Origin of the sequence: Actinoplanes sp. NPDC049598 (genome assembly GCF_040675435.1) — a bacterium.
Classification (GTDB): Bacteria; Actinomycetota; Actinomycetes; order Mycobacteriales; family Micromonosporaceae; genus Actinoplanes.
This window is the reverse complement of the sequence record NZ_JBFAOX010000013.1, coordinates 248,107-271,856: the sequence shown is the minus strand read 5'-3', so window position 1 is coordinate 271,856 and position 23,750 is coordinate 248,107. Positions and strand designations below refer to the sequence as shown.

The following is a 23,750-nucleotide window of genomic DNA, read 5'->3' as shown; positions in this document are numbered from 1 at the left end:
CACAAGCGATATCGCCACTAGCCAGGAGAAGACCATGCCGTTCGCCAACCTCAAGGTTCCCGCCGAGACCCTGACCCCCGAGTCGAAGAAGAAGCTCATCGACGCCGTGACCGACGCCTACGCCGACGTCTACGGCGAACGGGCCCGCGCCACCACTCTCGTGCTGGTCGAAGAGGTCGCCGAGGGCGGCTGGGGACTCGGCGGCACCGTCCTGACCGCCGAGATGCTCGGCCGGAGCTGAACCTCGCGTCCCGTCCGCTGGGGTAGGTTGCAATCAACCTATGCATCCGGAGGGCCTGGCCGATGACCGATGGCGCTGTTGACCCCCTTGCTGTGAAGCTGGGGTATCTGTTCGGGGCGAGCGACACCGACCAGGACGGGTTCGTCGACTGGAGCGACTACGAGCGCCTGATCGGCCACTACCTGAGCGGCTACGGCATCGCGGCGGACGACCCCCGGGCCCATGCGCTGGCCGCCGCCTACCAGAGATACTGGTCGGAGCTGCGGCAGCAGGTGAACGGCGCCGACCGGCTGTCGAGAGAGCAGTTCGTGGCGGCGAACCGGGCCGCCGGCGCCGACAAGAGCCGCTTCACCATGGCCGAGGCGGTTCCCCAGGCCATCTTCGACGTGATGGACACCGACGCCGACGACGCCATCAGCAAGCCGGAGTACAAGGTGTTCCTGGAGGCCTGGGGCGTCTCGGACCTGGAAGCTTTGAACGTCTTCCTGGAGCTCGACACCGACGACGACGGCCGGATCAGCCGCGCCGAGTTCATCGGCGCGATCCGCGACTTCTTCACCTCAGCGGAGCTCGACTCACCCGCCAGCCTCTTCTTCGGCCACATCGACCGCTAACGACCGTCGACGTGGGCCTACTTCCACCGTTATCGGTGGCGGATGAGAATGACCGGCGCGGCTTCCGGATGGCCCAACCAGCCTCGACGCCCGGTCGTTCCCGCGCGCCGTCAGGTCCGTCGACGTGCACGTCGCACAACGACGGCGACTACACCCAGAACGAGCAGGACAGCCAGCAGCTGCAGGCCGGGCGAATCGTCGGCTTCGCCGTACAGGAACGCGGCGACGCCGGCCACGAGGGCCAGGGCGGCGAAGACGTGACTCATGACCACTCCTCGATGCGGCGAACTTTCGTCATCGGGCGCATCACATCACCTGGCCGCCCCCACCAGGAAGCCGAACGGCGCACTTCGCACAGGACCTGCACACCTTGCACACAAGCCGGAGCGCCGCGATGGGGGATTGGCGCAACGGCCTGCCGAGAAGCAGCGCCGCATGTATGGATCCGGGGAGGCGGCCCGGGCCGAGTTCGCCCGGTGCGCTCGCGAGCGGCGCACGCCCCGGCTTCGGGCCGGGTGGACTGTCGTCGCCGAGCCTGCCGTGGCGAACACCTCCACGACGTGAGCGTCCCTCGCCTCGAAGCGGCCGGCAGCACGCACACCGATATTCCGCGCGCCGGCAGCGATGGAATCAGCGTGCCCCGACTACCAGCAGCCATGGAGGCGGCGGTGCCCGAGCTCGCGCATGACCGGCCAACGAGGGAACCGGCAGAATCCGTGGCCGCGCCCCACCTGCCGGCGGCGACAGAACCGGAAGTACCCGCGCCCCGGTTGCCGGCGGCGAGCGATCCCGCGACCGCCAGAACCGGGCCGCTCCTGTCCGCGGCGATCGAATCGGCGACAGCCGTACCCGGGCCGCACCCCTCCGCGACGATCAAACCGGCGACAGCCGTGACCGCGTCGGCGTCCGGCGAGCCCGTCACGGCGAGCCCGTCACGGCGGGGCCGGCCAGTGGCTCGAGCGCCGCGGCGATCACACCCCGCCCCGTTCAGCCGCTTGATCAAGTAGACCAGGCCTGTTCGCGGGCGCACGCCACGCTAACGCCCATTCAGCCGAACCGGCCCGGCCCTGCTGGCTCCGCCCGCAACCCGAAGAATCACCGACGTTTCGCTCGACCAGGCCACATCACCGGAAGGACGCATTATCGCCGAACCGGATTTCCTTGCCCCGCCGGCGAGCACGCGTCCTGGAACGGACCGGCACCAACAATTCCGCAGACAGAAACGTCAGCCACGGCCCGGCTGACTCGATTCGGCGTATCCGAGCACCTGCCGCGCGCCGAGGTGCGTGCCGGTGCCTGCTGGTCGTCAAGGCCGGCTCAGGCCGTTGCGGTAGGCGTAGGCGACGGCCTGAGCTCGGTCGCGGGCGTTGATTTTGGCGAAGGTGTGGTTGATGTGGCTCTTGACCGTGCCTTCGCTGACCACCAGGCGGGAGGCGATCTCGGCGTTGGAGAGGCCGGCGGCCATCAAGGAGAGGACCTCGGCCTCGCGGGGGGTCAGGCCGTCGGGCAGCTCCGGGCGCCGGGTAGGGCCGCCGGCGATGGCGTCGATGAGGTGGCGCTGCACGGCGGGGTCGAGGACGGCATGGTCGTCGAGGACCTGCCGGAGGGCCCGGTGGATCTCGGCGCCGCCGGCGTCCTTGGTCAGGTAGCCGCGGGCGCCGGCCCGCAGGGCCTCGAGGACCGACCGGTCGTCGGAGTAGGTGGTCAGCACCACCACCTTCACCTCGGGCGCCTCCGTCTGCAGGCGGCGGGTGGCCTCGACGCCGTCGCAGCGGGGCATCCGCAGATCCATCAGGATCACGTCCGGGCGTACGGCCAAAGCCAGGGTGACCGCCTCGGCGCCGTCGGCGGCGGTGGCGACCACCTCGACGTCCTTCATGAGGCCGAGCACCATGGCCAGGCCCTCGCGGACAACGCGCTGGTCGTCGGCGATGAGGACCCGGATCATGCCGGGACCGCCAGCTCGACCCGGAAGCCGTGGCCGGTCGTGCCCGCGTGCAGGGTGCCGCCGAGCAGCTCGGCCCGCTCCCGCATGCCGGTCAGCCCGTAACCACCCGGCCCGCCCAGCTCCGTGCCCGGCCCGCCCGGCTGCGTGCCCGGCCCGCCCGGCTGCGTGCCCGGCCCGCCCGGCTGTGTGCTCGGCCCGCCCGGCTGTGTGCTCGGCCCGCCCGGCTCGGCGAGTGGGCCGCTCGGCTCGGTGGGTGGACCGTCGGTGAAGTCCTCCACGGTCAGGCGGGTGGCCACCGGCTCGTAGGCCAGCCGGACCGAGACCCGGGCCGGCGCCGCATGCTTGATCACGTTGGTCAGGGCCTCCTGGGCCACGCGGTAAACCGCCAGCCGCGCTTCCGAGCCCAGCGGATGCGGGTCGCCGGACACCGCGAAGTCGCACGGCACGGCCTGGTCGCGGGCGAACTGCTCGGTCAGCGCAGGCAGCCGGTCGGGGCCGGGCAGGTCGGCGTCGCGGAGCATGCCGATGGCCCGGCGCGCCTCTTCCAGACCCGTACGAGCCAGGTGGTGGGCGCGGTCGACGGTCAGCGGCAGGCGCGGGTCGGCGGGATCCTCGGCGAGGAGCATGCGGGCGCCCTCCAGCTGCAGGGTCAGCCCGGACAGGGAGTGGGCGAGCACGTCGTGCATCTCCCGGGCCAGCCGTTGCCGCTCGGCCAGACCGGCCGCCTCGGCCCGCGCCGCCTGGCCGGCCTCCACCTCGGCCAGCAGGCGTTTGGTCTCGCGCTGGGCCTCGGCCAGCCGGAAGGCCAGGTACATCGAGCCGAACAGCACGGCGGACACGGCGATCACGGCCAGGAAGCCGAAGTCCTGACCGGTGATCGAAGCCACCATCTCCAGGACGACAAAAGCCGCGATCAACACCGGGACAGCCAGCCGTACGGGCATCAGCCCGGTGGCCGCGCACAACACCGCGACCAGCACCGCCACCGAGCCCGGGCCACCCGGCTGCACGGTCACGAGCGTCACGGAGCTGACCAGCATCGCGGCGACGGAGACCACGTGGGCCGGCCGGACCGGGGGTACGGCGGTCGCGTTGCGGCCGAACACGGCGAGCACGAACACGGCGGTGGCCACCACGACGATCGGGCTCCCGAACCCGGGCTCGGCCGCGGCGGCGGCCCACACGAACCAGGCCAGCATCAGCGGGGTGAGCAACTGCATCCAGCGGACGACCAGCAGGCGGGTCAGCGCGGGCTCCTCGGTCTGCACCCTTCGAACCTAGACGCGAGGCGCCGGGGCAGCATCGGCGCACGGGTGGAGTCGCGTCTACAACCCCGGGTGGAGACGGAGTTTCGATCCACGCGCCGATGTGTCACCCGGGCCCGGAATCGCAGGCTGGGCGGCATGAGAAACCATCACCTGACCACCGTCGTCAAGCTGCTGACCGCGTTCCTGCTGATCAGCCTGGGTACCGTCGCCGCCGCGGTGCTGCTGCGCCATCACCCCACGCTGGTCACGGCGGCGGTCTGGATCCGTACGCCGCTGGTCGCCGCCAGCGCGGCCGTGCTCCTGCTCTTCGCCCGCCGCGCCGCCGCCGGCCACCGCGGCTCGTTCCGCCGGCTGCGCCTCATCTCGATCGTGGTGCTGGCCGCGATCGTCGCTGTCGTCGCCTGGCCCGGCGCGTTCCCGGGATGGCTGCGCGTCGAGCAGGCAGTGTGCGGCGTGCCCATGCTCGGCGTCGTGGTCCTCACCAATCGCTGCGCCACCCACGACGAGCGCATCAGGACGGGGACATCGGGAACCAGCCGCCGATGAGACCACCCGGACGTGGGTGCCCCGGCTCACCGTGGGCGGGCCGGCCTAGGGTCCCGGGGCGGGGATCGCGCGGCGGATGGCGTCGGCCATGACCTCCGCGGCGGTGGCTCGGAGCAGGTCCAGGTCGGCTTCCGCGTCGCCGGTGGAGAGGGCGACCACGGCGTCGCCGTCGTAGCGGGAGTGGGCGGGGTGCAGGGCGCGGGCGAAGCCGGTGTGGCCGCTCTGCGCCAGCAGGAAGCAGTCGGTCTTGGTCAGGCGGGCGTCGGTCGCGATCACGGCGATGGTGGTGTTCGTACCGCTGGGTGCCGCGGGGGGAGAGGCGCCGAACGGTGTGGCCGGCAGGGCCTCGCCGGGCGGGTTGAGCACCTCGCCGCCTGGGCCGAGGACGTCGCCCCAGGCGTTGACGACCGCGACGGCCAGCACAGACGCGTCGCCCACGGAGCCGTGGGCGATGCCGAGGCCGCCGGGGGAGAAGCTACCGCGCCACTTGCCGACCGTGGCGCCCGCGCCGGCGCCGACGCGCCCGCTCAGCAGGTCAATGGCGGCGGTCCCAGCGGCCGCGTGCCCGCTCGTGAGGTCGGTGGTGACGGCCTCGGGGGCCGCGTGCCCGCTCGTGAGGTCGGTGGTGACGGCCTCGGGGGCCGCGTGGCCGCGCGTGAGGTCGGTGGTGACGGCCTCGGGGGCCGCGTGGCCGCGCGTGAGGTCGGTGGTGACGGCCTCGGGGGCCGCGCGGCCGCGCGTGAGGTCGGTGGTGTCGGCGGCCCGGGGAACCGCGCGCCCGACCCGGGGGACAGGGGCGGCGGCCTCGAGAGCCGCGCGGCCGTCGGCGGCGGTGGGTGGGGCCGTGGCCACGGAGGGGTCGAAGATGGACATGCCGATGACGATGGGGACCGGGCCGGCGGGGGTGACGAAGCCGCGGCCCTGCTCCCACAGGACGCGGGCCACGCCGTCGGCGGCGGCCAGGCCCAGGGCGGAGCCGCCGGAGAGGACGACCGCGTCGATCCGGTCGACCAGGCGGGTGGGGTCCAGGAGGGCGAACTCGCGGGTGGCCGGCGCTCCGCCGCGTACCTCCCCGGAGCCGATCGTGCCCGGCGGCGGGACGATCACGGTGACCCCGGTCCCGTCGCCCGTCCAGTGGCCGATCCGCAGCTGCATGCGTCCTTAATACCGGAAGGTGGAGACCAGGCTCGTCAGCTCGGCCGACATGCGAGCCAGATCATTGGTGGCCTGCTGCGACTGCTGGACGCCCTCGGTGGTCAGCCGGGCCGCCTCGGCCACCCCGGTGATGTTCTGGGCGATCTCGCTGGAGCCGGCCGCGGCCTCGCTGACGCTGCGGTTCATCTCGGCCGTGGTCGCGGTCTGCTCCTCCACGGCCGAGGCGATCGTGGTCTGGTAGTCGCTGATCCGTGCGATGACCCGGGTGATCTCCTCGATGGCCGAGACGGCGCCGGTGGCGTCGGCCTGGATGGCCTCGACCCGCCGGGAGATGTCGTCGGTGGCCCGGGCGGTCTCCTGGGCCAGGTCCTTGACCTCGGAGGCGACCACGGCGAAGCCCTTGCCGGCGTCCCCGGCCCGGGCGGCCTCGATGGTGGCGTTCAGGGCGAGCAGGTTGGTCTGCTCGGCGATCGAGGTGATCACCTTGATGACGTCGCCGATCTCCGAGGAGGACTCGCCGAGCTGGTTCATCCGGCCCGAGGTGGTCGCGGCCAGCCCCACCGCCTCGCCGGCGACCTGGGCCGCCTCGCTGGCGTTCTGCGAGATCTCGCGGATGGCGGCGCCCATCTGCTCGCCGCCGGCCGAGACGGAGTCGACGCTGCGGGAGATGGTCTCGGCCGCGGTCGACACCACCTGGGCCTGCACCGAGGTCTCCTCGGCGGAGGAGGCGATCTGCTGCGCGACGCCGTTCATCTCCTCGCTGGCGCTGGCCAGCTGGGCCGCCGAGCTGTCGATGGTGGAGACGGTGCCGCGCAGTTTGAGCAGCGCCTCGTCGAGGGCGCGGCCCATCCGGCCGGGCTCGTCGGCCGAGGCCAGGCCGGTGGTACGGGTCAGGTCGCCGGCGGCCAGGCCCTCGCAGACCGCACGGACCCGGTTGAGGGAGCTCACGATGCCGCGGGCGATGACGATGCCCAGGCCGAGCGCGATCAGACCGCCGATGACGACCAGCAGGATCGTCTCGAGCCGGTTCTGGCGGTAACCGTCGCGGGCGTGCGCGGCCGAGGCGGCCGCGCCGGCCTGCTCGGCGGCCCCCAGATCGTCGATGGACTCAATGAGGTCGGCCAGCAGCGGGGTGATCTCGGTGTCCCGGACTGTCTGCCAGGACCCGTAGTCCTTGCGCGCGCCCGACACAAGCTGCTTGGTCGTGGCGAGCTCGACGTAGGTGTCCCAGAACGACTCCAGCGCGGTGATCTCGTCGGCGGTCGCGGCCGGCTGGCCCTCCTTGTAGGCGCTCAGCGCGTCGTCGAACACCTTGACGTCGTCCGAGAACTTCGCCGTGTACTTCGACGTCGTGGCCGCGTCGCGCGAGATCAGCTGGTTGGCCAGGTCGACCCGGGCCACGCCGAGGGCGGCCTCCAGGGCGCCGACCTCGGCCACGTTCTCGACGTTGACCTCGTGGATCCGCGCGGCCGAGTCGGCGGCATCGCCCAGCGCCCCGAGGGCGAGCAGGCCGACCACGGCGGCCACGACGACCCCGACCGCGGAGACGATCACGATCTTCACGCGGACGCTGAGGTTGACGAAGAACCCACGAGTCACCCAGCAACCGTACGTCTCGGGAATGTCGGATATCAGCTTTTCGGAGCAGATGGGGGGTTGACACGCCCGCCACACCCCAGCAATCTCGGTTTCATCGATTTAGCAGGCCGGAGGCGGTGCCGGGTGAAGGATGTCGTCGCGCTCACCGAGGCCGGGGTGACGGTGATCGTCGACGCCTCCGGGCCGGGCCTGCCGGTGATCGCCTACTGGGGGCCCGAGCTGCCCGGGCTCGACGACACCCAGCTTGCCGGCCTGCTGCTCGCCACGCAGCCGGTGGCCGGCAGCAACAACATCGACCCGGTGCCGCGGGTCGCCGTCCTGCCCGAGCATCGTTTCGGCTGGACGGGCCGGCCCGGCCTGAGCGGTTCGGCGGCGGGCCGCGGGTGGTCACCCTCCTGGCGGGGGTACGCGGTGACGGGCGACCCGCTGACCTACGAGGCGGTGGATGAGTGGTCCGGGCTCACCCTCCGCCTCGAGATCCAGTTGCTCCCGTCGGGGCTGGTGCGGCAGCGGGCGACGATCCGGAACGACCACGACGACCCGTACAGCCTCAATGATCTGGTCCTGTCGTTTCCCCTGCCGGCCGAGGCGACCGAGATCCTCGACTTCGGCGGCCGGCACAACCTGGAACGGGTGCCGCAGCGGGCGCCGCTGGGCACCGGCCTGCACCTGCGCGAGAACCGCAAGGGCCGGACCGGGGCCGACAGCGCCTACGTGCTGCACGTGGGCACGCCCGGGTTCGATTTCGAGTCGGGGCGCGTCTGGGCGGTGCACACGGCGTGGAGCGGCAACCACACGCATTACGCCGAGCGGGTCTTCACCGGGGAGCAGCGCATCGGCGGCGGGGAGCTCCTGCTGCCGGGCGAGATCCGGCTGGCGCGCGGCGAAGCGTACAGCGGGCCCTGGGTCTATGGCAGTTTCGGTGTGGGCCTGGACGAGGTGGCCCGGCGGTTCCACCGGCACCTGCGGGCGCGGCCGCGGCCGGTGGGCACGCGGCGGCCGGTGACGATGAACGTCTGGGAGGCGGTCTACTTCGACCACGACCTCGAGCGGCTCACCGAGCTGGCCTCGCTGGCCGCGCAGGTCGGGGCCGAGCGGTACGTGCTGGACGACGGCTGGTTCGGCTCGCGGCGCGACGACACCCGCGGCCTGGGCGACTGGGTCGTCTCGCCCGAGGTCTGGCCGGACGGGCTGCATCCGCTGATCGAGCGGGTCAGGGAACGCGGCATGCAGTTCGGCCTCTGGTTCGAGCCCGAGATGGTCAACCCGGACTCCGACCTGGCCCGCGCCCACCCGGACTGGATCATGGCGGCGCGGCCGGACCGGCCGGTCGAGTCGCGCACGCAGCAGGTGCTCAACCTCGGGGTGCCGGAGGCGTACGCCCACATCCGGGACCGGATCCTGGCCCTGCTGGCCGAATATCCGATCGATTACATCAAGTGGGATCACAACCGGGATCTGATCGACGCGGGCACCCAGCCCGGGGGAGAGCCCGGGGTGCACGAGCAGACGCTGGCCTTCTACCGGTTGCTGGACGAGATCCGGGCCGCGCATCCGGCACTGGAGATCGAGTCGTGCTCGTCCGGCGGGGCGCGGGTGGATCTCGAGGTGCTGTCGCGGGCCGACCGGGTGTGGGTCTCCGACAACATCGACCCGCACGACCGGCAGCACATGGTGAGGTGGACGGGTCAGCTTGTGCCGCCTGAGTTTCTCGGCTCGCACGTCGCTTCCGACCGTTCGCACGTCACCGGCCGCCGTCATGACCTGGCGTTCCGCGCTGCCACGGCGCTGTTTGGCCATTTCGGAATCGAGTGGGATCTGCGATCGGCGTCTGCGGGCGATCTGTCCGCCTTGGCCGACTGGATCGCTTTGTTCAAGGACGAGCGCGACCTGCTGCTCGGAGGCGACCTCGTCCGCATGGACGGCTACGGCGACGACATCCTCGTGCACGGCGTCGTCGCCCCCGACAAGACCCGGGCCCTCATCGCGATGGTCACGATGGCGAGCCCGTACCCGGATCCGCCGGCCCCGCTGCGGTTCCGCGGTCTCGACCCCGGCCGGCTCTACCGGCTGCAGCCCCTGCAGGCCGTCGACCAGCCGCCGCGCTGGTGGGACGACGACCTGCTGATCAGCGGGGCTGTCCTGCGGCACGCGGGCGTGGCCGGCCCGCGCGTACACCCCGATTCCGTCGTTCTTTATCGAGCGGATGCCCTATGACCCAGGACCATCCTGGATGGGCGCCGTCCACATCGGCGACGCCCCCGTGTCCGGCCTTTACTTGCTCCGCAGCGGCTTGAGCGCCGCCGCGACCCGGGCGAGCTCGTTCAGCTGGGCCGTGGCGGCGTTCTTCATCGTCTCGTTGGGCTGGATCTGGTCGTCGACCAGGAAGTTGCCCACGAACGGGATGTTCACCGACTCCGGGATCACGAAGAGCTTGAGGGGGTACGCCGGCACCTGCAGCCCGAGCGCGGACCGCGTCCCGGCCGACACGCCGCCGTAGCTGACCACGCTGGCCGCCTTGTAGGCCCACTCCTGGTGCAGGTAGTCGATGGCGTTCTTCAGCGGCGCCGAGATGCCGTAGTTGTACTCCGGCATGACGAACACGAACGCGTCGGCCGCGTCGACCTTGTCGCTCCACCGCTTGGTGTGATCGTGCTGGTAGTTGCGCATCCGCGGGTGGTGCGGCTCGTCCAGCAGAGGCAGGCTCTCCTCGGCCAGGTCGGCCACGTTCACCTGGAACCCGCCGTGCGCCTTGGCCTCGTCCACGAACCAGTCGGCCACCTTGGGCCCGATCCGCCCCGGCCGCGTGCTGGCCACGATCACCAGCAGATTCAGATCACTCACAGCGGTTCCGTTCCCTCAGAGACAGACTATTTGCGTGAGCAACAATAGCTTGACCGGGGCCGGCCGACACGGACAAGTAGCGCTCTTCACACGTAAGGTCCCAGCCATGACCCTGGTCGTCGTCCTGGACTGCTCCGACCTGACCCGCTCGGCCACCTTCTGGTCCGCCGTCCTGGGCTACCGCGCCGAGCCGGCCTCACCCGGCCGCTACCAGACCCTGCTCCCACCCGACGGCAACGGCATCGAGCTGCTGCTGCAACAGGTCCCCGAACCCAAAACCACCAAGAACCGCATGCACTTCGACCTGCGCGTGCCCGACCTGCCGGCCGAGCTGGCCCGGGTCGAGGCCCTGGGCGCCCGCCGCCTCACCCCCGACCCCATCACCGAGTACGACTGGACCTGGCACATCCTCGCCGACCCCGACGGCAACGAGTTCTGCGTCCTCCAGCCTCCGCACGCGGGTGCGGCGTAAATGGGTGGCAGGTGGCACTGGCCGTGACGAAGATGCGGTGATGTCCAGCAAGCCTGAGGGGGCCGCCCCGCCGGCGTGCTCCGCGGCGCGGTCGCCGCCCGGTTCCTGCTCGACGTGGACAGCGGCGATCCGCAGGAGCGACACGGCAGCCTCCAACCCCGACTGGGCCCGCCTGATCGATCCTGCCGGCTCAGCGGTCCCGCCACTCGCCGATCGGCGTGACGACATGGCCGCCGTTGCCGGTGCACCACCAGACGGCGGCCTCGTCGTGAGGCCGGGCGTGGGTGCCGAGCTGGTGGGCGGGGCACACCGGCCACGCTGACCAGATCGTGTGCATCACCGCGTCTTGCACGTCTTCGGCTACGGCGGTCAGTGCGGACACCTGGCCGGCGCCGGAGCTCGGGTAGATGCCCTGAGCGGTGCCCGTGTGGCCGTCCCAGCTCTCGGCGTGGGCGTTGCCGTCGCGCAGGCGGAGCCGGCAGCCGCGGGGCAGCCCGCTTTCGGCCAGGTCCCGGTTCACCTGGCGCATGGCGTCCTCGAGGCGGGCCAGCCATTGCGGCTCCTCGGCGAAGCCGGGTTCGAAACCGGCGGTCGCGAGCACGGCGACGGCGAGCTCGGCCATGCGGGGCCGGCTGGAGGGGGCGCATTCGACAGCCAGCGACGCCAGTTCGAGGGCGTCCCGATCTGCCGGCGCCGACTCGAGCACCGCGGTAGCCAGGTCGAAGGCGTCCGTGCAGTCCACCGCACCGGCCCGGGCCGCAAGGTAAAGGTCGAAGGCCGCGTCGTCGTCCACAACCCTCATGATCCGCCTAGCGGCCGGCCCCTAGGATCGGCGCGTGGAAGAGATCTTGCGGGTGGCGGGGCTCGAGGGGTATCCGGCGGAGCCGGTGCGGATTCATGACGAGACCGTCGTCGTGGTTCGGCCGGGGGCGGAGGGGCAGCGGCTGCTGGGGCCGGTGCGGGCGGCGCTGCCGGAGCACAACACGGTTCTGGCTCTCCACCGGGAGGTGCTGGATCCCGATTCCTTTCACGACCGGAGTCCGGGCGAGCTGATCGCCTGGGTGCGGACGGCCGATGTCGACGCCGAGTTGGCGCGCCTGCCCGGTTTCAGCTACGCGTTGCTGGACGAGGAATCGCTCGGCACCGGTGACGAGGGCTACGACCTCGACAGTTACGACGTGGCGAGGTTCGGGGAGCCGGAGCTGCTCGTCATTCTGCCCCGGCCGGAGCCGTGGGCGGCCTTCGCCTACCTGAACCCGTACGGCGTCTGGGGCGTCCCGGGGGATCTGCTGCTCGCCGCGGCTCGCCGCTGGCATGAGCGGTACGGGGCCGCGCCGACCACGATCGGGCTGGCCAACGGCTTCACCGTGGCGCGGCGGCCCACCGGGATGGCCGAGGCCGAGCGGCTGGCCGTGGAGCACGAGGCGATCGCGGGGCTGACCGCGCGGACCACCACGCGGGCGTACGCGCGGGCACTGCTCGACCTTGACCGGTGGTGCCTCTACAACCGTCCTTGAGGCGCCGTGTCACGATCGGGGCTCACCCGGACATGGGAATGAGCGTGAGCCCCGGTATCGAACACGAGGAACGTTTCCGGCGGGTCTACCGCGCCCACTTCGACGCGCTGCTGGCGTACGCGCTGCGGCGGGTCGAGCAGCCGCCGGACGCGGCGGACGTGGTCGCCGAGACCTTCCTGGTCGCGTGGCGGCGCGCCGGGGAGATGCCCGGCGACGACGAGACCAGGCTCTGGCTGTACGGAGTGGCGCGGCGCGTGCTTGCGAACCATCACCGCGGCGGTGTTCGGCGGGCGCGGCTGGGCGACCGGCTGCGGCAGCGGCTCACGCCGGCGGTGGCGGGCGATCCGGGGGCCGAGGTGCCGGAACGGCTCGCGGTGCGGGCCGCCCTGGCCCGGCTCGGCCCGGTCGACCGGGAAGTGCTCACCCTGACCGTCTGGGAGGGGCTGCAGCCGCGGGAGGCGGCGATCGTTCTGGGGGTCAGCCCGGAGACCGTACGCACCCGGCTGTCCCGGGCGCGGGCGAGGATGCGCGATCTGCTCGGTCACGATCGGCGGGCGGCCGGACATGTGCTTGACGTCCTGACCGCTTCGACCCCCGAGGAGGCGTGAGATGTCCGACGAGCAGCTCGACCGGCTGGTCCGCGACGCCGATCCGTACCGGCGCGACACGACCGACCACCTCGACGGGGCCGAGCACGCGCTCCTGGAGGAGATCATGTCCGAGCCGGTCCGCAAGACGCCACGATGGCGCGGGCTCGCCACCGCCGTTGCCGCCGCGGCCGCCGTCACGGGGGTGCTCGTGGCGTCGGCCGTCATCCGCGACCGCCCGGAGAGCCGGCAGGCCGCCCCCGTCGTGACCCAGCAGGCTCCCGCGCCGGGCGACTTCGCGGCCGCGGCCCGCGCCGCCGCCGAGAAGAACCCCCGGCTCCTGATCGACCAGCCGGGCTGGAAGGTCGTCCACGTCTACGGCTTCGCCGAAAAGAGCGGCACCATCGCGTTCGAGGGCAGCCGCGGGCGTTCGCTGGAGATGAACTGGTATCCGGCCGGCGAGTACGACGGCTACTACAAGGACCGGCTCGACGTCAGCCCGCCCGTGGCCACGGCCGTCGACGGCTGGAAGGGCGCCCGGTTCACGTACAGCCAGAGCGACTTCGCGATCATGCTGGAGCCTCGCGACGGCGTCTTCGCCGAGCTGCGTACCGGTGGCCCCTGGACCCTGGCCGGCTTCGGCGAGGTGGTCGCCGCGATCAAGCGCGTCGACGTCGACACCTGGCTGAAGGCCCTGCCGCCCGAGATCGTCACGCCGGGCGAGGAGAGCGAGGCGGCCCGGAAGGTCCTCGCCGACGTGCCGCTGCCGCCCGGCTTCGACGTCGCCAAGCTCCAGGGCTTCGGGGCCAACGACCCCTACCAGTTCGGGGCGGCGGTGACCGGCCGGGTCACCTGCGCCTGGGTCGCCGAGTTGAGGCGCGCGAAGCAGGCCGGCGACGCCACCGCCCAGCAGAAGGCGACCGACGCCCTGCGCGGCAGCCACCACTGGAAGACCCTGAACGACATGAACGCCGAGGGCGACTACCCCGAGGCCGTCTGGGAGTACGCCGACCGCGCGGTGGCCGGCAACCCGCCGTCGGAGGAGGAGCTCAAGCAGGGCCTGGGCTGCGACTGAGACGAGAGGCGTCCGGCCAGTGGATCCGGTACTTGCCCGGTGCGCCGACGAGGTTGGCGCGGTCGCCGAGCGGGGGCGAGGCCAGGGCGGACTCGACCCGGAGGCCGCCCTGGGCCTCGTAGAAGGCCTGGGCGGCGGTGTTCTGGTGCAGGACCCACAGATACAGACCGCCGGTGGTGACGGTCCGGGCGGCGGCGGTGAGCAGTTCGGTGCCCAGGCCGGTGCGCTGGTGCGTGTGCGCGACGTGCAGGTTGTCGACGAGGCTGCCCCACACAGGGTCATGGCCGGGGATCACGTGGACGAAGCCCGTCAGGTCGCCGCCGGACTCGGCCACGAACGTGGGGTCGGGGTCCGGCCGGGCGAAGCGCGCCGTCCAGAAGGCCAGGCGGTCGGCGGCGACGCCGTTGTCGAGGTAGGCGTCGGAGTAGGCGCCACGGTAGTGGCGCTGCCAGCTGTCGGCGTGCAGGGCCGCGATGCGGGCGGCGTCGGAGGCGGTGGCTCGGCGCAGGGGCATGGGAGAACAGGTTAGCCAGGCGCGGTACGATTCGGGGGCAGGGCGTTGATGGGGACGAGTAACGTCGCGGGCGGTCCGAAGCGACCCGGGGGTGGTGGGAGCCCGGGGGCGAGCACGGCGCGAAAATCACCCCGGAGCCGCCGGAGGAAAGGCCCGATGCCGGGCCGAGTAATGCCGGCCGCAGCACCTCGAGTGGGCCGTCGCCACGACGGTCAAGGAGGGTGGTACCGCGGGGCCCGTGCGGGTCTCGTCCCTCCGTTGGACAGCGTGAGATCCGACGGAGGAAAACGATGTATCGCCAGGTGCCGGCCCAGGTTGATCTGCCCGCGCTCGACCATGACGTGCTGAGGTTCTGGCGGGACAAGGACGTCTTCCACCGCAGCCTCGAGCACTCGGCCGGGCGGCCCGAGTGGGTGTTCTACGAGGGCCCGCCGACCGCCAACGGCATGCCGGGCGCGCACCACATCGAGGCCCGCGTCTTCAAGGACGTCTTCCCGCGCTACCGGACGATGAAGGGCTACCACGTGGCCCGCAAGGCCGGGTGGGACTGCCACGGCCTGCCGGTCGAGCTCGCGGTGGAGAAGGAGCTCGGCTTCAACGGCAAGCTGGACATCGAGCGGTACGGGGTCGCGGAGTTCAACGAGCGGTGCCGCGCCTCGGTGACCCGGCACACCGACGCGTTCGCCGAGCTGACCGAGCGCATGGGTTACTGGGTCGACCTCGACGACGCGTACCGGACGATGGACCCGGGCTACATCGAGTCGGTGTGGTGGTCGCTCAAGCAGATCTTCGACAAGGGCCTGCTGGTCGAGGACTTCCGGGTGGCGCCGTGGTGCCCGCGGGACCAGACGACGCTGTCCGACCACGAGTTGGCCCAGGGCTACGAGACCGACGTCGACCCGGCCGTCTACGTGCGGTTCCCGCTGACCAGCGGGCCGCTCGCCGGGACCACCAACCTGCTCGTGTGGACGACCACGCCGTGGACACTCGTGTCCAACACCGCGGTCGCCGTCAACCCCGCCGTGACGTACGTCGTGGCCACCGACGGCGCCGAGCGGATCGTCGTGGCCGAGCCGCTCGTGCCGGAGGGTTTCACCCCGACCGGCGAGACGTTCACCGGGCGCGAGATGGAACGCTGGGCCTACACGCCGCCGTTCGACCTGGTCGAGGTGCCGGGCGCGCACTACGTGATCCTGGCCGACTACGTGACCACCGACAGCGGCACCGGCCTGGTGCACCAGTCGCCGGCGTTCGGCGCGGACGACCTGGCCAGCTGCCGTGCCTACGGGCTGCCGATGGTGAACCCGGTGCGCCTCGACGGCACGTTCGAAGAGGGCCTTCCGCTGGTGGGTGGGCTTTTCTTCCGTACGGCCAACGAGCCCCTCGTCTCCTCCCTGCGCGAGCGCGGCCTGCTGTTCCGCAAGGACGACTACGAGCACCAGTACCCGCACTGCTGGCGCTGCCACACCGCGCTCATCTACTACGCGCAGCCGTCGTGGTACATCCGGACCACGGCCGTCCGCGACGAGATGATCCGCGAGAACGAGAAGACCAACTGGCAGCCGGCGACGGTCAAGCACGGGCGGTACGGGGACTGGCTGAACAACAACGTCGACTGGGCGCTGTCCCGCAAGAGGTATTGGGGCACGCCGCTGCCGATCTGGCGCTGCGCCGAGGGGCATCTGACCTGTGTCGGATCGCTGGCCGAGCTGTCGGGCCTGGCCAAGGCGGACCTGTCCGGCCTGGACCCGCACCGGCCGTTCATCGACGCCGTGACCTTCGACTGCCCGTCCTGCGGTGCGGTCGCCACACGGGTCGAGGAGGTCATCGACGCCTGGTACGACTCCGGGTCGATGCCGTTCGCCCAGTTCGGCTACCCGTACCAGAACCGGGAGCTGTTCGAGAAGAGCTTCCCGGCGCAGTTCATCTCCGAGGCCATCGACCAGACCCGCGGCTGGTTCTACACGCTGATGGCGGTCGGCACGCTGGTCTTCGACGAGTCGCCGTACGAGAACGTGGTCTGCCTCGGGCACATCCTGGCCGAGGACGGCCGCAAGATGTCCAAGCACCTGGGCAACATCCTCGAGCCGATCCCGCTGATGGACACGCACGGCGCCGACGCGGTCCGCTGGTTCATGGCCGCCGTCGGCTCGCCCTGGTCGGCCCGGCGGGTCGGCCCGACGACTCTGCAGGAGGTCGTGCGCAAGACCCTGCTGACGTACTGGAACACCGTCGCCTTCCAGGCCCTTTACGGCCGTACGGCCGGCTGGTCGCCCTCCGCCTCGGACCCGGCCCCGGCCGATCGACCGGTGCTCGACCGCTGGGTCCTCTCCGAGCTCAACGAGCTGGTCCGCCGGGTCGACGCCGCGATGAACGCGTTCGACACCCAGGAGGCGGGCAAAGTGCTGGCCGCCTTCGTCGACGACCTGTCCAACTGGTACGTCCGCCGCAGCCGCCGCCGCTTCTGGCGCGGCGACCCGGCCGCCCTGGCCACGCTGCACGAGGCGCTGCGCACGGTCACCCTGCTGATGGCCCCGCTGACCCCGTTCATCACCGAGCGCGTGTGGCAGGACCTGGTCGCCGCCGTCGACCCGTCGGCGCCGGCGTCGGTGCACCTGGCGGCGTTCCCCGTCGCCGACGACGCGCTGATCGACCCGGCGCTGTCGGCCCACGTCGCCACCACCCGCCGGCTGGTCGAGCTGGGCCGGGCCGCCCGCGCCGAGTCCGGCATGAAGGTCCGCCAGCCGCTGTCGCGCGCCCTGGCCTCGGCCCCCGGCTTCGCCGACCTCCCGGCCGAGCTGCTGGCCGAGATCGCCTCGGAGCTCAACGTCGGCGCGGTCGAGCCGGTCGCCGGGTCGTTCGTCGACACCACGGCCAAGGCCAACTTCCGTCCCCTGGGCAAGCGGTTCGGCAAGCGGGTCCAGGACCTGGCCAAGGCGATCGCCGCCGCCGACGCCGCCGCCCTGAAGGACGCCCTGCGCTCGACGGGCACGGCCACCGTCGAGGTGGACGGCGAGACCATCACCCTGACCCCCGACGAGGTCATCATCACCGAGACCCCGCGCGAGGGCTGGACCGTCGCCTCCGACGCCGGGGCCACCGTCGCCCTCGACCTGCACCTGACCGACGAGCTGCGCCGCGCCGGCCTGGCCCGCGACGCCATCCGCCAGATCCAGGAGGCCCGCAAGACCTCCGGCCTGGACGTCTCCGACCGCATCGACCTGCGCTGGTCGAGCAAGTCCGACGAGACGGCCCAGGCCCTGACCGAGCACGCCGCCCTGGTCGCCGACGAGGTCCTGGCCGTCACCTACCAGCAGGACGAGGCCGACTGGCCCCACACCTTCGGCGACGACGCCCTGGCCCTCACCTTCTGGCTCCGCAAGTCCGAGTGACAACCCGGCCCGGCCGTCCCGCCGCTGGATGGGACGGCCGGACCGGCCCGGTCAGTTGAAGGGCGGGCGGTCCGCGCTGTAGTGGGCGTAGAGCCGGGCGAGCCGGATCTGCATGCGCGCCCCGATCAGGACGTGGTCGAGGACCTCGCCGGGGCCGCTGATGTGCAGGTCGGCGTCGGGTCCGACGTCGTTCAGGACGTCGCGGTAGTAGGCGAAGATCGAAGGGGTGGCGGCTTCGAGGGCTGACCGGTCGAGGGCCAGGAAGGCCCGGACGGCGGTGTGGAAGTCCTCTTGCGCCGGGTCGTTGTCGTAGCCGTCCAGGACGATCCGGCTCGGGGTTGCGCCGAGCACCGGGACCGGGATCGGCTCGCTGCGGTACCAGCCGAGGTCCTCGTCTTCGGTGAACGCGCCGATGCCTGGGATCTCCACGCCGGTCACCCTAGACTGCCTCGGCATGCTGACGTGGCTGCGGGAGGCTTTGCGGGAAGTCGCGCCGGAGATGGCCGACGGGGTGATCGTGCCGCGCGGGCTGGATGTGGACGCCGATCCGGAGTGGTCGGCGGCGACGGCTGTCGTCGGCGGGGAGTTCGTGGTGAAGTTCGCCTGGGCCGAGCCGGCCGCGCGGCGGATTCGGCATCAGGTTCGGGTGCTGGAGGCGCTGCGGGTGGCTGCTCCTCGGCTGCCGTTGCCCGTCGTGGTGAAGGCGTCCACCGATCCGGCGCTGCTGGTCACGCGCCGGGAGCCCGCGGTGCCGTTCTTCGACGTGCGGCATCTGGTCACGCCGGCGGTTGCGGGGGACCTGGCGACGGTGCTGGTCGATCTGCACGATCCCGGTGTGCTGACCGCGGTGAGGGCGGCGATCGGGCCGCTGCCGGCAGCGGTGGCGCCGGGCCCGGATCCGCGGTACGAGCTCGTCGCCGGGCCTGGCCGGCGGGAGCGGGTGCGGTCGTGGTGCGACTGGGCCGACGGGGTGCTCGCCCGGCCGGGACGGCAGGTGCTGGTGCACGGCGACTTCCATGGCGACAACCACCTCTGGGACAGCGAGAGCCTACGGCTGCGGCTGATCGTCGATCTGGAGACGGTGGGGGTGGGGGAACCGGAGTTCGACATGCGGTGCCTGCCCGGTGACTGCGGCGCCGAGTTGTTCCTGGCGACGGTGGCCGAGTACGAGCGCCTGTCGGGCACGGCGGTCGACGTGGACCGGGTCCTGGCCTGGCATGTGCGCACTGTGCTGGCCGACGCGCTGTGGCGGACCGAAGCCGGAGTTGCTCTGCCGGGCGGCCGCACGCCGGAGCAGTGGATCGACGACCTGGAGGCCCGGCTGCCGATGTAGGGAGAGCCGGTCAGGGCAGCCAGGTCGTCCCGTCGGGCTTGACGATCCATTGTTCGGCGCCGTCGTTGTGGGGGCCGAAGCTTCGCCACACCACGACCTCCTCGCCGGAGTCGGCGGCCCGGGCGCGGGCGGCATCGAACGCCGAGTCCCGCCCGAAGGACTCACCATCGAGGCTGCCCACCCGCCAATGCTCGGTCAGGTCCAGGTCGCGGTACTGCTCGGGGGTGATGCCCGCGTCGCGGAGAACCAGCATCGCCTCCAGGATCTCGCGGCGGGCCAGGGGCGACTCATCCATGGGCGTTCGTCGCTATGGCGTCGATGATGGTGGGCCAGAGGACTTGGGGCAGGTCGTGGCCCATGCCGTCGATGACCAGGAGGTGCGCGCCGGGGATGGCGGCGGCGGTGGCGCGGCCGCCGGAGACGTCGATGAGGGGGTCGGCCTCGCCGTGGATGACCAGGGTGGGGGCGGTGACCTGGCGCAGGGCGGGGGTGCGGTCGGGGGAGGCCAGGATGGCGGCGTACTGGCGGGCGGTGCCGGCCGGGCGGAAGCTGCGCTCGAACTTGGCGACGGCGCGCTGGCGGAGCCACTCGTCGGTCGCGGGATAGGCGGGGGAGCCGATCACGCGGGACGTCAGGGTGGCGCCGGCGATGATCTCGTCGCGGGTGGTGGCCGGTGGGCGGGTCAGCGCGGCCATGGCCTCGGGGGTCGCGCGCCCGACCGTACGGTCGCCGGTGGTCGACATGATGGAGCAGAGGCTGGCCACCAGCTCGGGGTGGTCGATGGTGAGCTGCTGGGCGATCATGTCGCCCATCGACGCGCCGGCCACGTGGGCCCGCTCGATGCCGAGCTCCTTGAGCAGGCCGGCGGTGTCGGCGGCCATGTCGGACAGCAGGTAGGGCACCGTGGACGGGTCGCCGCCGAGGATGGCCGGGACGTCGGGGGCGCCGAGCTCGTCGAACGACGTGGACAGGCCGGCGTCGCGGTTGTCGAACAGGATCACATGGAAGCCGCGGGCAGCCAGGCCCTCGCAGAACTCGCTCGGCCAGTCGATGAGCTGCGCCCCCAGGCCCATGATGAGCAGCAGGGCCGGGTCGGCGGGGTCGCCGACGGTCTCGTAGCGCAGATCGATCCCGTTGGCACGCACGTCGGGCACGGTCGGCCCTCCCTTCCGTCCCGGCCAGCATGCCTGACGGAGATCCCCGCCGTCTTTTAAGTGTTGGCTTATATAAGCAAGAGCTGATACTGTACGCGGGTGCACGCGTTCGATGTTCTCGGTGACCCGGTGCGCCGCCGGATCCTGGAGCTGCTCGCCGAGGGCGAGCAGTCCTCCGGCGCGATCACCCGGGTCGTTCAGGCGGAGTTCGGCATCTCCCAGCCCGCGGTGTCGCAACACCTGAAGGTGTTGCGGGACAACGGCTTCGCGACGGTACGCCCGGACGGGGCGCGCCGTCTCTACGCGGTCGACGACACCGCGCTCCGGGAGGCCGACGCGTGGCTGGGCCGTTTCCGCCGGTTCTGGGCGCCCCACCTGGCCGCCATGGCCACCGAGGTCGCACGCGGCCGACGACAGCGCCGGCTCACCGGCGAGGCGACACGGGAAGGGATCGAAGGTGGACGTCAAGGAACAGATCAGCCAGGTACGCCGAACGCTCGGAAGCCGCGTCCTTGAGGCCGGCGAGGCGCGGGTCATGACGATCAGCCAGCAGTACGACACGGACATCGACGACCTGTGGGAGGTCGTGACCAGCGCTGAACGGATCCCGCGGTGGTTCATGCCGATCTCCGGGGAACTCAAGGAGGGCGGCCGCTACGAGCTCACGGGCAACGCCAGCGGGACGATCTCACGCTGCGACAAGCCGAACGGCTACTCGGCCACGTGGGAGTTCGCCGGGCAGGTGAGCTGGATCGAGGTGCGCCTGCGGCCGTCCGGGAGCGGGACGCTGTTCGAGCTGGAACACGTGGCGCATGTGGAGGATCAATTCTGGGACGTGTACGGCCCGGGAGCGGTCGGCGTCGGATGGGACCTCGGGCTGTTCGGGCTCGCGGGCTACCTGCACGACCCGGCGACCGCGCCCGACCCGGCGTCGATGCAGGACTGGCACACCACGGCCGAGGGGCAGACGTTCATGCGGCTGAGCTCGGACGCCTGGGCGGCGGCCGCGGTGGCCGACGGGGAGTCCGCGGCGGTGGCTCAGGAGCGGGCGGACCGGACGTACGGGTTCTACACCGGCACCGCGGTCTAGGACGCGGCCCGGGCCAGGGCGGCCAGGTGGTCCGCGACCGGGCCGGCGGTCAGCAGGCCGCTGGCGGCGCCCGCGATCTCGCCGGCGGCGGGGGCCAGGGCTTCGCGGGCTCGTTTGATCGTGGGCTGGTCGTCCAGGGCGATGGCGGCCCGGGCCAGGAGGGTCCAGAGGGCCTCGGCCAGCAGGTCGGGCGGGGGTTCGGGGGCGTCGCGCAGCGCCGAGCGGGCATCTTCCGCCCGGCCGCGCATCGCCAAGATCAAGGGCCGGGTCCAGGGCTCGTACGGGCCGAAGTCGCCGTCGACCGGAGCCGCGCCCGGCCGGCAGAGCAGGGCGAGCGGGAGCAGGCCGCGTTCCAGGCCGGGCATGCCGGCGCCGTCGAGCAGGGCCGCGGCGTGCCGGTAGGCGTTTTCGCTGCCTTCACGCATCGCGCGGTACCACGTCGTGAAGACGGCGACCAACGGCAACTCGTGCCGGGCGGCGAGGTCGTCGGCGGCCTTCGCGTGCCGGTCGGCGGCACGGAAGTCGGCCAGCGCCGATCGGGCCTGGAGCCGGATCAGGTGGCCGAGCACCTCGGCGGTGACGAGCCCGTGAGTGGCGGCGAGGTGGATGAGCTCGGCGCCGATCGCGTCCCGTTCCGGGGCCAGGCCGGTGCGGTGGCAGCTCTGCATGAAGACGCCGTTGAGGGCGAAGGCGAGCAGCGCCGGATCGTCCAGGCCGCGGGCCAGGTGTTCGGCTTCCTGGGCGCATCGACGGGGGTAGGGGTCGCGCACGCCGCGCGACTCGACGGCGATGGTGGCCAGCAGCCGGGTGCGGGCGGCGGGATTGTCGCCGGGCAGGGCGGCCAGAGTGCGGCGGGCCGCTCGGACGATGACGGCGGCCTGGGCCTCGTCGTCGGAGCGGGTCCAGATGGCCGGCACGTCGTAGGCCCCGATGACGCGCGCGGTCAGGACGGGGTCGCCCAGCTCTTCGGCCGCGGAGATCGCGGCGACCCGATGCCGCCGGGCCGCGGCCAGCCCGCCGCCGCCGGTGATCGCCAGCCCGCGCAGAAGGCCGACTGTGGAGTCGAGGCGGGCGCGCGCCCCGGACGCTACGAGCCGGTCGTAGTCGGCAGTGACGTCGGCCCAGACCGCGTTGGCGGCCGGCGCGGCGTGCGCTGGTGTCGCCCCGCCTTGCGTCTGAGGCGGCTCGATGTGCGCCGGTGCCGGCTCGGCATGTGCTGAGGGCGGCGCGGCGTGCGCTGCGGATGGCGCGGTGTGTGGTGGCGGCGGTGCGGCATGTGCTGAGGGCGGCGCGGCGTGCGCTGGGGATGGCGCAGTGTGCGCGGCGGGCGGTGCAGTGTGGGGTGGCGGCTGTGCGGCCGGCGTTGATGGCGGCGCGGCGTCGGGTGGGAGCGGTGCGGTGTGGGCTAGGGGTGGCTCGGGGTGGGACAAGTCGGACTGGTGAAGGATGTCGGTTTCGAGGCGGCGCAGGGCGGGGCCGGGGTCGATGCCGAGTTGGTCGATCAGTTGGGTGCGGGCCCGGCGGAGGACGGCCAGGGCGTCGCCCTGCCGGTCGGCGCGGTAGAGGGCCAGGGCCAGCAGGCGCCAGGCGTCCTCGCGCCAGGGGTGCTCGGTGACGTGGGCGTCCAGGTCGGGGATGGCTGCGGCGGGGTGGCCGGCCCTCAGGCGGGCCTCGGCGAGACGCTCGACGGTGAGCAGGCGCAGCTCGGCCAGCCGGGCGCGGTCGGCGCGGGCCCAGGGCGCCTCGGGGAAGTCGGCGTAGGCGGGACCACGCCACAGGGCCAGCGCCTCTTGGAGCGCTGCCTCGGAGCCGGGGGCGGTCGCGGCGCGCTCGAAGCGCCAGGCGTCGACGGTGTCCGGGTCGGTGCGGAGGGCGTAGCCGGGGCCCTCGGTGACCAGCAGCGTGGCCGGGGTCCGGCGGGGACGGTCCGGTTCCAGGGCCCGGCGCAGGGCGGCGACGAAGGTTCGTACGGCTGCCACCGCGCCCTCCGGCGCGGCGACCGGCCACAGGTCGTCGACGAGGTGGCCGACCGGGACGACCCGCCCGCGGGCGACGATGAGCCGCGCCAGCACGGCGCGATGAGCCGGCCCCTTCAGCGCGATCGGCGCCCCGGCCGGCACCCGGACCGAGTCGGCGGCCGTCGGGTCGGCGGCGCCGGCCCAGGCGGTGACGGGGCCGAGCACGCCGAACATGACGCGCACCCCGGCCTCCTCGCAAATTCCGACAAAACGGATAAAGTGGGCATCATGCGTCTATCTGCTGCCGCCCTCGCCCTGGGCGCCGCCCTGTCAGTCTGCCTTTCGGTCCCGACCGCCGCGGCCCAGGCCGCCCCGCTCGCCCCCGACGCCGACCTGACGCAGGCCGGCTCGGTCGCGGCCGGCACCGACCTGGCGCACGCCGG

The 23,750-nt window shown here is 72.4% G+C and carries 24 protein-coding genes; 12 read left to right on the top strand and 12 right to left on the bottom strand.

The genetic code is table 11. The annotated features are described in order from the left end of the window. The first annotated feature begins 34 nt into the window (after positions 1-34). Positions 35-241 (top strand): 4-oxalocrotonate tautomerase family protein, encoded by a 207-nt coding sequence (locus AB0J66_RS29020; protein WP_364667038.1) that lies wholly within the window; start codon positions 35-37, stop codon positions 239-241. A 92-nt stretch (positions 242-333) separates the two neighbouring features. Then, positions 334-855: an EF-hand domain-containing protein gene (locus tag AB0J66_RS29015; RefSeq protein WP_364667036.1), complete on the top strand. Its 522-nt coding sequence runs from the start codon at positions 334-336 to the stop codon at positions 853-855. Positions 856-965: 110 nt separating this feature from the next. On the opposite strand, the gene AB0J66_RS29010 is transcribed toward AB0J66_RS29015, so the two are convergent. The 3 genes from AB0J66_RS29010 to AB0J66_RS29000 all read right to left on the bottom strand — a co-directional run bounded on the left by AB0J66_RS29010 (position 966) and on the right by AB0J66_RS29000 (position 4,071). Beyond that, entirely contained in the window at positions 966-1,121 is a 156-nt protein-coding gene (locus AB0J66_RS29010; RefSeq protein ID WP_364667033.1) for a hypothetical protein, read from the bottom strand. Positions 1,122-2,161: 1,040 nt separating this feature from the next. Beyond that, on the bottom strand, positions 2,162-2,803 hold the full coding sequence (locus AB0J66_RS29005; RefSeq protein WP_364667030.1) for a response regulator transcription factor: 642 nt from the start codon (positions 2,801-2,803) through the stop codon (positions 2,162-2,164). Next, positions 2,800-4,071 (bottom strand): histidine kinase, encoded by a 1,272-nt coding sequence (locus tag AB0J66_RS29000; RefSeq protein ID WP_364667027.1) that lies wholly within the window; start codon positions 4,069-4,071, stop codon positions 2,800-2,802. The genes AB0J66_RS29005 and AB0J66_RS29000 overlap by 4 nt, the downstream gene beginning before the upstream one ends. 135 nt (positions 4,072-4,206) lie before the next feature. Between AB0J66_RS29000 and AB0J66_RS28995 the strand changes: the two genes are divergently transcribed. After that, positions 4,207-4,617, top strand: coding sequence for a hypothetical protein (locus tag AB0J66_RS28995; protein WP_364667026.1), 411 nt, complete (start codon positions 4,207-4,209; stop codon positions 4,615-4,617). A 45-nt stretch (positions 4,618-4,662) separates the two neighbouring features. Here the strand turns inward: AB0J66_RS28995 and AB0J66_RS28990 are convergent, their stop codons facing one another. Continuing rightward, positions 4,663-5,772, bottom strand: a complete 1,110-nt coding sequence (locus AB0J66_RS28990; protein ID WP_364667023.1) for a P1 family peptidase — start codon at positions 5,770-5,772, stop codon at positions 4,663-4,665. Positions 5,773-5,778: 6 nt separating this feature from the next. Next, positions 5,779-7,371 (bottom strand): methyl-accepting chemotaxis protein, encoded by a 1,593-nt coding sequence (locus tag AB0J66_RS28985; RefSeq protein ID WP_364667020.1) that lies wholly within the window; start codon positions 7,369-7,371, stop codon positions 5,779-5,781. A 123-nt stretch (positions 7,372-7,494) separates the two neighbouring features. On the opposite strand from AB0J66_RS28985, the gene AB0J66_RS28980 reads away from it, so the two are divergent. Continuing rightward, positions 7,495-9,588, top strand: coding sequence for an alpha-galactosidase (locus AB0J66_RS28980; protein ID WP_364667017.1), 2,094 nt, complete (start codon positions 7,495-7,497; stop codon positions 9,586-9,588). A gap of 57 nt (positions 9,589-9,645) precedes the next feature. On the opposite strand, the gene AB0J66_RS28975 is transcribed toward AB0J66_RS28980, so the two are convergent. Continuing rightward, on the bottom strand, positions 9,646-10,215 hold the full coding sequence (locus AB0J66_RS28975) for an NAD(P)H-dependent oxidoreductase (RefSeq protein WP_364667015.1): 570 nt from the start codon (positions 10,213-10,215) through the stop codon (positions 9,646-9,648). A 106-nt stretch (positions 10,216-10,321) separates the two neighbouring features. On the opposite strand from AB0J66_RS28975, the gene AB0J66_RS28970 reads away from it, so the two are divergent. Then, the gene (locus tag AB0J66_RS28970) at positions 10,322-10,687 is read left to right on the top strand and encodes a VOC family protein (protein WP_364667012.1); all 366 of its coding nucleotides are present in this window, start codon (positions 10,322-10,324) and stop codon (positions 10,685-10,687) included. Positions 10,688-10,877: 190 nt separating this feature from the next. Here AB0J66_RS28970 and AB0J66_RS28965 read toward each other — a convergent pair whose 3' ends face one another. Beyond that, positions 10,878-11,480 (bottom strand): hypothetical protein, encoded by a 603-nt coding sequence (locus AB0J66_RS28965; RefSeq protein ID WP_364667010.1) that lies wholly within the window; start codon positions 11,478-11,480, stop codon positions 10,878-10,880. Positions 11,481-11,523: 43 nt separating this feature from the next. Here AB0J66_RS28965 and AB0J66_RS28960 point away from each other — a divergent pair, with 43 nt between their 5' ends. From AB0J66_RS28960 to AB0J66_RS28950, 3 genes are read left to right on the top strand one after another with little or no spacing between them, the layout of a single operon-like run. Then, complete coding sequence (locus tag AB0J66_RS28960) at positions 11,524-12,204, top strand: DUF4253 domain-containing protein (RefSeq protein ID WP_364667007.1); 681 nt, start codon at positions 11,524-11,526, stop codon at positions 12,202-12,204. A 38-nt stretch (positions 12,205-12,242) separates the two neighbouring features. Next, the gene (locus tag AB0J66_RS28955) at positions 12,243-12,812 is read left to right on the top strand and encodes an RNA polymerase sigma factor (RefSeq protein WP_364667006.1); all 570 of its coding nucleotides are present in this window, start codon (positions 12,243-12,245) and stop codon (positions 12,810-12,812) included. Between the two features lies 1 nt (position 12,813). Next, entirely contained in the window at positions 12,814-13,866 is a 1,053-nt protein-coding gene (locus AB0J66_RS28950) for a hypothetical protein (RefSeq protein WP_364667004.1), read from the top strand. Here the strand turns inward: AB0J66_RS28950 and AB0J66_RS28945 are convergent. Further along, positions 13,841-14,380, bottom strand: coding sequence for a GNAT family N-acetyltransferase (locus AB0J66_RS28945; RefSeq protein ID WP_364667001.1), 540 nt, complete (start codon positions 14,378-14,380; stop codon positions 13,841-13,843). The genes AB0J66_RS28950 and AB0J66_RS28945 overlap by 26 nt on opposite strands. Positions 14,381-14,670: 290 nt before the next feature. On the opposite strand from AB0J66_RS28945, the gene ileS reads away from it, so the two are divergent. Then, positions 14,671-17,772, top strand: a complete 3,102-nt coding sequence (gene ileS, locus AB0J66_RS28940) for an isoleucine--tRNA ligase (RefSeq protein WP_364666998.1) — start codon at positions 14,671-14,673, stop codon at positions 17,770-17,772. Positions 17,773-17,823: 51 nt separating this feature from the next. On the opposite strand, the gene AB0J66_RS28935 is transcribed toward ileS, so the two are convergent. Beyond that, positions 17,824-18,201, bottom strand: a complete 378-nt coding sequence (locus AB0J66_RS28935; protein ID WP_364666996.1) for a hypothetical protein — start codon at positions 18,199-18,201, stop codon at positions 17,824-17,826. Between the two features lie 25 nt (positions 18,202-18,226). Here AB0J66_RS28935 and AB0J66_RS28930 point away from each other — a divergent pair, with 25 nt between their 5' ends. After that, positions 18,227-19,105, top strand: a complete 879-nt coding sequence (locus AB0J66_RS28930; RefSeq protein WP_364666993.1) for an aminoglycoside phosphotransferase family protein — start codon at positions 18,227-18,229, stop codon at positions 19,103-19,105. Positions 19,106-19,115: 10 nt separating this feature from the next. Here AB0J66_RS28930 and AB0J66_RS28925 read toward each other — a convergent pair whose 3' ends face one another. Next, on the bottom strand, positions 19,116-19,400 hold the full coding sequence (locus AB0J66_RS28925) for a hypothetical protein (protein WP_364666990.1): 285 nt from the start codon (positions 19,398-19,400) through the stop codon (positions 19,116-19,118). Continuing rightward, positions 19,393-20,259, bottom strand: a complete 867-nt coding sequence (locus tag AB0J66_RS28920) for an alpha/beta hydrolase (RefSeq protein ID WP_364666988.1) — start codon at positions 20,257-20,259, stop codon at positions 19,393-19,395. Before AB0J66_RS28920 ends, AB0J66_RS28925 begins: the two co-directional genes overlap by 8 nt. 99 nt (positions 20,260-20,358) lie before the next feature. Here AB0J66_RS28920 and AB0J66_RS28915 point away from each other — a divergent pair, with 99 nt between their 5' ends. Together AB0J66_RS28915 and AB0J66_RS28910 are read left to right on the top strand one after the other, a co-directional pair. Further along, the gene (locus AB0J66_RS28915) at positions 20,359-20,775 is read left to right on the top strand and encodes a metalloregulator ArsR/SmtB family transcription factor (protein ID WP_364666986.1); all 417 of its coding nucleotides are present in this window, start codon (positions 20,359-20,361) and stop codon (positions 20,773-20,775) included. Continuing rightward, a complete protein-coding gene (locus AB0J66_RS28910; RefSeq protein WP_364666983.1) occupies positions 20,717-21,349 on the top strand; it encodes an SRPBCC family protein in 633 nt (210 codons plus the stop codon). The genes AB0J66_RS28915 and AB0J66_RS28910 overlap by 59 nt, the downstream gene beginning before the upstream one ends. On the opposite strand, the gene AB0J66_RS28905 is transcribed toward AB0J66_RS28910, so the two are convergent. Next, positions 21,346-23,550, bottom strand: coding sequence for a BTAD domain-containing putative transcriptional regulator (locus AB0J66_RS28905; RefSeq protein WP_364666980.1), 2,205 nt, complete (start codon positions 23,548-23,550; stop codon positions 21,346-21,348). The genes AB0J66_RS28910 and AB0J66_RS28905 overlap by 4 nt on opposite strands. Positions 23,551-23,750 lie beyond the last annotated feature (200 nt).

Coding starts and splice junctions, on each gene's coding strand:
- AB0J66_RS28925 (WP_364666990.1), bottom strand. CDS start 19,400: ATGGATGAGTCGCCCCTGGCCCGCCGCGAGATCCTGGAGGCGATGCTG.
- ileS (WP_364666998.1), top strand. CDS start 14,671: ATGTATCGCCAGGTGCCGGCCCAGGTTGATCTGCCCGCGCTCGACCAT.
- AB0J66_RS29020 (WP_364667038.1), top strand. CDS start 35: ATGCCGTTCGCCAACCTCAAGGTTCCCGCCGAGACCCTGACCCCCGAG.
- AB0J66_RS28950 (WP_364667004.1), top strand. CDS start 12,814: ATGTCCGACGAGCAGCTCGACCGGCTGGTCCGCGACGCCGATCCGTAC.
- AB0J66_RS29005 (WP_364667030.1), bottom strand. CDS start 2,803: ATGATCCGGGTCCTCATCGCCGACGACCAGCGCGTTGTCCGCGAGGGC.
- AB0J66_RS28995 (WP_364667026.1), top strand. CDS start 4,207: ATGAGAAACCATCACCTGACCACCGTCGTCAAGCTGCTGACCGCGTTC.
- AB0J66_RS28970 (WP_364667012.1), top strand. CDS start 10,322: ATGACCCTGGTCGTCGTCCTGGACTGCTCCGACCTGACCCGCTCGGCC.
- AB0J66_RS28930 (WP_364666993.1), top strand. CDS start 18,227: ATGCTGACGTGGCTGCGGGAGGCTTTGCGGGAAGTCGCGCCGGAGATG.
- AB0J66_RS29010 (WP_364667033.1), bottom strand. CDS start 1,121: ATGAGTCACGTCTTCGCCGCCCTGGCCCTCGTGGCCGGCGTCGCCGCG.
- AB0J66_RS28955 (WP_364667006.1), top strand. CDS start 12,243: ATGAGCGTGAGCCCCGGTATCGAACACGAGGAACGTTTCCGGCGGGTC.
- AB0J66_RS28990 (WP_364667023.1), bottom strand. CDS start 5,772: ATGCAGCTGCGGATCGGCCACTGGACGGGCGACGGGACCGGGGTCACC.
- AB0J66_RS28945 (WP_364667001.1), bottom strand. CDS start 14,380: ATGCCCCTGCGCCGAGCCACCGCCTCCGACGCCGCCCGCATCGCGGCC.